The 6,945-nt window shown below is 66.9% G+C and carries 11 protein-coding genes; 6 read left to right on the forward strand and 5 right to left on the reverse strand.

Annotated features, from left to right (window positions below; all coding sequences use genetic code 11):
- The 4 genes from FNM00_RS16375 to FNM00_RS16390 all read left to right on the forward strand — a co-directional run bounded on the left by FNM00_RS16375 (position 1) and on the right by FNM00_RS16390 (position 2,499).
- A complete protein-coding gene (locus FNM00_RS16375; RefSeq protein WP_143914614.1) occupies positions 1-1,068 on the forward strand; it encodes a Rieske 2Fe-2S domain-containing protein in 1,068 nt (355 codons plus the stop codon).
- Positions 1,065-1,433 (forward strand): hypothetical protein, encoded by a 369-nt coding sequence (locus FNM00_RS16380; protein WP_205198363.1) that lies wholly within the window; start codon positions 1,065-1,067, stop codon positions 1,431-1,433. The genes FNM00_RS16375 and FNM00_RS16380 overlap by 4 nt, the downstream gene beginning before the upstream one ends.
- Positions 1,430-1,831 carry a RidA family protein gene (locus FNM00_RS16385; RefSeq protein ID WP_143914615.1) on the forward strand — a complete coding sequence of 134 codons (402 nt, stop codon included), beginning with the start codon at positions 1,430-1,432 and terminating at the stop codon, positions 1,829-1,831. The genes FNM00_RS16380 and FNM00_RS16385 overlap by 4 nt, the downstream gene beginning before the upstream one ends.
- A gap of 110 nt (positions 1,832-1,941) precedes the next feature.
- Positions 1,942-2,499 carry a hypothetical protein gene (locus FNM00_RS16390; RefSeq protein WP_143914616.1) on the forward strand — a complete coding sequence of 186 codons (558 nt, stop codon included), beginning with the start codon at positions 1,942-1,944 and terminating at the stop codon, positions 2,497-2,499.
- 142 nt (positions 2,500-2,641) lie between these two features.
- Here the strand turns inward: FNM00_RS16390 and FNM00_RS16395 are convergent, their stop codons facing one another.
- Positions 2,642-3,220, reverse strand: a complete 579-nt coding sequence (locus FNM00_RS16395; protein ID WP_143914617.1) for a GNAT family N-acetyltransferase — start codon at positions 3,218-3,220, stop codon at positions 2,642-2,644.
- Between the two features lie 42 nt (positions 3,221-3,262).
- The gene (locus tag FNM00_RS16400; RefSeq protein WP_143914618.1) at positions 3,263-3,484 is read right to left on the reverse strand and encodes a hypothetical protein; all 222 of its coding nucleotides are present in this window, start codon (positions 3,482-3,484) and stop codon (positions 3,263-3,265) included.
- Between the two features lie 160 nt (positions 3,485-3,644).
- On the opposite strand from FNM00_RS16400, the gene FNM00_RS16405 reads away from it, so the two are divergent.
- Together FNM00_RS16405 and FNM00_RS16410 are read left to right on the forward strand one after the other, a co-directional pair.
- Positions 3,645-4,292 (forward strand): NAD(P)-dependent oxidoreductase, encoded by a 648-nt coding sequence (locus FNM00_RS16405; protein WP_143914619.1) that lies wholly within the window; start codon positions 3,645-3,647, stop codon positions 4,290-4,292.
- Positions 4,293-4,299: 7 nt separating this feature from the next.
- Positions 4,300-4,683: a winged helix-turn-helix transcriptional regulator gene (locus tag FNM00_RS16410; protein ID WP_143914620.1), complete on the forward strand. Its 384-nt coding sequence runs from the start codon at positions 4,300-4,302 to the stop codon at positions 4,681-4,683.
- Between the two features lie 27 nt (positions 4,684-4,710).
- Here the strand turns inward: FNM00_RS16410 and FNM00_RS16415 are convergent, their stop codons facing one another.
- The 3 genes from FNM00_RS16415 to FNM00_RS16425 all read right to left on the reverse strand — a co-directional run.
- A complete protein-coding gene (locus FNM00_RS16415) occupies positions 4,711-5,076 on the reverse strand; it encodes a HepT-like ribonuclease domain-containing protein (RefSeq protein WP_143914621.1) in 366 nt (121 codons plus the stop codon).
- Positions 5,066-5,344: a nucleotidyltransferase family protein gene (locus FNM00_RS16420; protein WP_246065206.1), complete on the reverse strand. Its 279-nt coding sequence runs from the start codon at positions 5,342-5,344 to the stop codon at positions 5,066-5,068. Before FNM00_RS16420 ends, FNM00_RS16415 begins: the two co-directional genes overlap by 11 nt.
- Positions 5,345-6,122: 778 nt before the next feature.
- Positions 6,123-6,945: IS3 family transposase (locus FNM00_RS16425; RefSeq protein ID WP_185973197.1), on the reverse strand; the 823-nt coding region annotated here is incomplete at its 5' end.

Genomic DNA, 6,945 nt, shown 5'->3' on the forward strand with positions numbered 1-6,945 from the left:
ATGAGCACCCTGACCACCGCGCCGCGCGTCAACTCCGCGGGCAAGAACTCCGGACCCCTCACCGTCGAGGAACTGCAGGCGACCGGCCTCCGCGACCACTGGTACCCGGTGCTGCCGTCGCGGCTCGTGAAGCCCGGCGAGATGCAGAAGGTGACCCGGCTGGGCAAGGACTGGCTCGTGTTCCGCGATGCCGGGGGACGCGTCTCGGTGCTCGCCGATCGCTGCCCGCACCGCAACGCCCCGCTGTCCATCGGGCAGCACCTGGGCGACCGGGTGCGCTGCCAGTACCACGGGGTCGAGGTCGATCCGACCGGCACCGTCGTCAAGGTGCCCGGCATGCCGGGGTGCGCGTTGGAGGGCAAGCAGGCCACGCTGAGCCTCGAGGTCGCTGAGGGCGCCGGCGCGATCTTCGCCTGGTTCCCGGCGACTCCGGACAGCAAGGCGCCCGAGCTGAAGCTGCCCGACCGCCTCGCCTCCGACGAGCACACGCACTTCCTCAACTATGTCGAGTGGAAGGCCCCCTGGCGCTACTACCTCGACAATGTGCTCGACCCGATGCACGGGGCGTTCCTGCACGCGGACTCGCACTCGATGTACCGCGGCGACACGACCGCCCGGTTCCGCATCCGCGAGACCGATCGCGGGTTCTTCTTCGAGAAGACCGACCAACGCGGCCAGAACTTCGACTGGGTCGAGTACGTCGAGCAGAACGGCCTCTCCTATGTCGACCTGGAGATCCCGTACGGCCCGGACGCCGGCCCCGGCGGGCCCTTCGGCATCGTCGGCATCCCCACGCCGATCACCGAGAACGTCACGGCGGTGTTCCACTGGCGCACACGGGAGGTGACCGGTTGGGAGGCCGAGGTGTGGCGCTTCCTGTACAAGACCACGCTCGAGGAGAAGCACTGGGAGGTCCTGGAGCAGGACCGGATGATGCTGGAGAACTTCGCCGTCGACGCCGATCAGGGCGAGCACCTCTACCAGCACGATCTCGGAGTCGCGCGGATCCGGCGCATGTTCCAGGCCGCTGCCCGTGAGCAGGCGAAGCGCATCGCCGGCGAGGCATGAGCGAGCGCGGCGATCTGGAGGGGAATGACGACGGTGAGCTGATGCTCACCGTCGTCCTCCGGCACGACCAGTCCCGTCACCTCGAGGAGTTCCAGCGCCAGTTGGACGAACGCGAGTGGTGGACCGGTTTCCCGCCCGAGGGTGTCGAGATCGTCTCGTGGGTGGTCGCGGTCGGTCTCGGCCAGATCGTGACGCTGCGGCTGCCCTCGGGCCGGCTCAATGCCGTCAATGTGGAGCTCGAGCGGCGCGCGTGGGGCACCTTCTCGACCGAGGTCTACGCGACCTACGACTTCGTGCCGGTGCGCGAGCGGCTCACGCGCGAGTCCATCGCGCGCCGGGCGACAGACGGGCGGGAGCGAGCATGACGGCGATCAACTCACCCGAGGTGGCCGAGCCGCCCCGGCCTGACATGTTCAGCAATGCCCGGCTGGTCGGCGGCCAGCTGTTCCTCTCCGGACTGCATGCCGGTGACGGCTCGGGTGGGGTGCTCGGCGACGGTTCCACCTATGACCAGGCCCGACAGACCTTCATCAAGATCCGGCATCTGGTGGAGGCGGCCGGCGGGGTCATGGACGATCTTGTGACCCTGCGGATCTATCTGACCGATATCGGCGAGAAGGCCGAGGTCGGCAGAGCACGTGCGGAGTTCTTCTCCGGTGACTTCCCGTGTTCGACGCTCGTCGAGGTCAGCGCGCTCGTCGACCCGGTTCTCACCGTGGAGATCGAGGCTCAGGGCGTGCTCGGCAGCGCCGCGCGCCGCTGACCGGCAGAGGCGATGCCCCGGCCCGGAGGGAGGGTCGGGGCATCGCCTCTGTCCGCATCGGAGCCCGATGCGCCATGATGGAGTGTCAGCCGATCGAAGGAGCCGAGTTCATGTCGACACCGCCGCCGACCGACCCCGGACGGGGTTTCCGCATCACCGGGATCGTCTTGACGATCGTGGGCGCGTTGACGGCGGTGGTGTGCGTCGGCGGGGGCATCGCCCTGGGCGTGATCGGGATCGGCGGCAGTGTCTCCAAGGTCGGCGACGGCGAAGTGATCTCCGGGGCCGGCCAGATCACGCTGGAGGCCGACGAGGACCTGCAGCTGTACCGCCGCCAGGGCGACGCCACTCCCTCGTGCACCATGCAGACTCCCGACGGCGAGCCGCCGGCACGCGGCACCAGCCAGTCCAGCAGCGTCACCGTGCACGGTGACACCTGGCGGAGCTTCGACTCCTTCCGCACGACGACGGCGGGCGACTACCGCCTGAGCTGCACGGGCGGCGACGTGCTGGTGGCACCGCCGCTGTCGATCGGTGGGATCTTCGCGGGTGTCGGGGGCATCCTGCTCGCCGTGTTCGGCGGCCTCGGCGGGGTGGCCCTCCTCGTCGTCGGCATCATCCTGTGGATCATCGGCCGGTCGCGGCGGCGCCAGGCCGGACTCGCCTGACCCGGGCACGTTTCACCCTGCCGGGTAGGGGGTACCAGATCGCCGCGGCCCCGCGCCACGGTCACTCCCACCTACCAGTGTTCGCGGGGCCGCACCGCCGTCACGCACGGCAGAGTGGTCCCGCCTCTCGGGACGGGACCACTCAGTGCGCGTCGGCGGCGGCACGCAGCATCGAGTACACCGTCGGCCCCCGATCGATAGGAGTCGTGGCCGTGAGACGGAAGCCGAGACGCTCGTAGAGTCGCACGTTGCGCTCATCGGAGGTCTCCAGCGCGACCGACGCGCCCGGATCGAGTTCCGCGACCACGTCCAGTCCGGCGGTGGTGATCCGCGACCCGAGCCCCTCGCCGCGGTGGTCCGGATGAACGCCCAATGTGGCGAGCTCCCACGCTCCCGTCGGCGGCGAGGGGGTGGCAGCACCCGCGACAGCGTCGAGACGGTCGCCGTGCAGCGCGACGATACGCCCCAGCGCCGCGCTTCCGGGCTCCGGAGCACTGGGAGGGACGAAGGCGATCACGGCGCGCACGCCTTCGTCGACGAGGACGAGCCCGTGATCGACGGCGTGGGCGAGATAGATCGCCTGGAGCTCCTCGAGCCGCCGTGGATACTCGTCCTTCGGCACGGTCCAGCGGGTCCAGGGATAGTCGTCGAAGGCGGCGGCAAGGGCCGCGGCGGCTTGGACGATCTCGTCCTCGGTGCAGCGGCGGAAGGGAGAATCCACCCGCTCACGCTACTGGTTCAGAGGTGGGTCACGACCATCGCGTCAGGACGCGGGCGGTGTGTCGTCGACACCGCGGTCGAAGACCCAGTCCTGTCCGTCGAAGCGCCAGATCTCCCAGCGCTCGAAGAGCTCGGCGTGATCGAACTTCTGCAGTTCGACCCATGCGAGTGCGTCCTCGGGCTCGATCCAGTCACCTTGCTCACTGCCGGCCACGGCACCGTCGAAGTCGTATCGGACACGGAGCGTTCCCACCTGTGGTTCCACCCTCGCAACCTACTGCGGGAATCGAGCACGCGCTCAACGGAGCGATCTCTTCGCATCCCTCTCGAGTCCGCGACCACCTCGTAGAGGCTGGCGGCGGAAGCTTGTGTCCTTTCACTATACTTTTGATAGTAAGTATCTCCTTCATAGTTAGGATCTTTTCATGGCACACGTCCTCGTCTTCGGCGTCACGGGTTACGCCGGCCGGCACATCACCGCTGAGCTGCTCAGCCGCGGCCATGACGTCACGGGAGTCGCCCGCGATGTGTCGTCGGTGGATGATGGCGTCACCGCCCGTGCCGGCTCGATCTTCGATGCCGACCTCGTGCGCGATGCCGCGCGCGGTGTCGACGAGATCGTCGTGGCCCTCCCGGCTCGCGCGCTGGAGGAGAACGGCTCACGGCTCATCGACGCGCTGCCGACTCTGATCGAGACAGCGATCGCCGAGAACGCGCGACTGAGCTTCGTCGGCGGGGCCGGATCCCTCGATGTCAGCGAGGGCGGACCGCGCCTCTTCGATACGCCCGATTTCCCGGCCGACTACCGCACCGAGGCCACCGAGCACGGGGCGATCCTCGATGCCCTGCGCGAGACCGATGACGACCTGGACTGGTTCTACGTCAGCCCGGCCGCGAGCTTCGGTTCGTGGAACCCCGGCGAGCGAACCGGCGAGTTCCGCATCGGCGGCGACGTGCTTCTCACCGATGCGAACGGCGATTCGAGCATCTCCGGTGCCGATTACGCGATCGCCTATGTCGACGAGATCGAGAACCCCCGGCACCGCCGGGCACGCTTCAGCGTCGCATACTGAGAGCTCGATGATTCGAGAGGACGCCGTGAGCGAGGAGCCGGACTTCGATCCGTATCACCCCGACTGTCCCAGTAGGCAGTTGGTCGACCGGGTGGGCGATCGCTGGACCATTCTCGTGACCGGCGTGCTCTCGGACGGCCCGGCCCGGTACGGCGAGATCGCGGCGAGTGTCGGCGGAATCTCACCGAAGATGCTGTCTCACACCCTCAAGGCGCTCGAACGCGATGGCCTCGTGACCAGGAAGGCATATGCCGAGGTGCCCCCTCGTGTCGTCTACGAGCTCACCGACCTCGGCCGAACACTGCGCCCGGTGCTGCTCAGTGTCGAGGCGTGGGCCCGCGAGAACGCGCCCGCGGTGCTGTCAGCACGCGAGCGGTACGACGCGAGCTGACCGGCGCAGGCACCGGCGGCAGCCCGTTCAAGCTGGAGGGTCGGAATCTCCTACCGACCCGAGGGCCTCGATCAAATTCTCGAGGTCATCGACCATCTGTGGGAGATCGTCGGCGGAGGTGGCGACCAAGGTGGCCACGTCGATATCCCAATAGCCGTGGACGATCCGGTTGCGCAGACGGGCTGCAGCACGCCAGGCGATGTGGGGGTGAGAGGCTCGGAGCTCACTGGGCACCTGGCTGGCCGCCTCACCGAGAACCGTGAAGTGCCACAAGAGGGCGGCGCGCCGAAGATTCTCCTCCTGAATCTCCTCGACCTCGCGCTCTCCCACCAGGTCGCGAATCATCACCGCGGCGTCGCGCATCTCGCGCACCAACAGGAGTTCACGCCGCATAGAGGGGCTGCGCGTCGGCGAGCACCTGCGCGCGGATGTACTTGTTGATCGCGGTGCGCGCGACGAGGTCGACCGGCCGGCCGAAGATCACCGCGAGTTCGTCTTCCAGCTCGAAAAGCCTGAATCCCAGCCGAACTCCGGGCTTCAAGACGTACAGCAGGTCGACATCGCTATCCTCGTTGCTCTCATCGCGGGCGATCGAGCCGAACAGCTCAAGGGACGCGACACCATAGCGCTCGCACACATCGCGCAGGCGCTCCTGGTTCACATCGATAGCCGACACACGCCTAGGCTAATGGAGCCGCCTGTCGGAATCGAACCGACGACCTTTTCATTATGTGCCGAGCAATCCATCAGAGCGATCCCTACCGTGCACCCCTGCCCGAAGGCGAACCAACGACGCGAAACCCGCAGGTCAGACCAAAGAGCTCTCGGCCTGAATGACAACGATCGCTCGTCATCTTACCAGTTACCTCGATCCAGCTCGGGAGATTTCGGAGCACCTGCCCGCCCACATTTCGCCCACCGATCAAGTCATCCTGAGATCCACGGCACCAACCGCCACAGAGGCCACGAGCCTCGTGGACGATCCAGATCCAGCTTGCGCAATCACTCGAACAAATGTTCGAATAGATCCATGGTGACCCCCTCTGATCCAAGGTACGCCGAGACCGAGTACTTCAATGGCTACGAACGCGGACGCACGATCTGCTTGACCAAAGGTGCCGACTCCGCACGGCGATGGCTGCAACTGAACCCCACGCCCGCTCCGTTCCGGTCTGGGTATTCGCGAGCCCTCTGGGATTGGGAGGACGCCAACGGCCTGCCGCACGACCCTCTCGAAGGCGCGTCCTAACAATCGACCGGCCGCTTCGCCTCCCAAACGTTCCACACGGTACGTGCTCCACTCCGTCTCGATAGAGCTTTCCAGCAGACGCGACGAGCAGACCTCTTGCTTCCTTAAGGAAGCGGTGACTCAATGGGAGGTGGTGAAGCTCCGGCGGGCCGCGATAGCGACTTGAACCGCCCCAGGTTCGCTGCCGCTCCTATACGGGTTGCGGCTCTCGGTTGAGAGTCGCGTAGTGGGCTTGCTCGAACTCTGTTGGTGTCATCATGCCAAGCGACCCGTGCAAGCGCCTGGTGTTGTACCAGTCGACCCATCCGGCGGTGGCGTACTCGACGTCGGCGATGGTCCGGTAGGGGCCGGCGTGGAAGACCGTGGTGCGGATGCACTCGGTCTTGAACAGGCCGATCACGCACTCCATCAGCGCGTTGTCATACGCATCAGCCACCGTCCCGATCGAGGGCAGGATGCCCTCGTCGGTGAGGTGGTCGGTGAACGCGATCGACGTGTACTGGCTGCCGGCGTCCGCGTGACCGATCAGCTCGCCGGGCACGATCGGGTGGCCTTCGCGGCCACGCTGCCACAGCGCCATCCGCAGCGGGACGTCGACCAGCTCGACGGCCTTGGTCGAGCCGATGTTCCAGGCGATGATCTTCTGGGCGAAGACGTCGAGGATGAACGCGACGTAGACGAACCCGGCCCAGGTCCTGACATAGGTGAAGTCCATGACCCAGGTTCGGTTCGGGGCCTCGGCCGTGAAGTTGCGGTCGAGCAGGTCGCCAGCTCTCTTGCCGTCCTTGCCGGGAATCGTGGTCCGGATCCCCTTGGAGCGTCGAACCCCTTGCAGGGACAGGGTCCTCATCGCCCGGTCCACCGATCCAGGCGAGGTGCCCGGGCTGGCGCGCTGCACGAGCGCAGTCATCTTGCGACGGCCGTACAGTCCCTCGGGAGTCATCCGACGCACGCCCTCGTGGTCGATCCTCCAGGCCAGGTCTCGGACCTGGTTGGTGACGATGGCGTCGCTG

It is taken from the genome of Aeromicrobium piscarium, assembly GCF_007421815.1.
GTDB lineage: Bacteria > Actinomycetota > Actinomycetes > Propionibacteriales > Nocardioidaceae > Aeromicrobium > Aeromicrobium piscarium.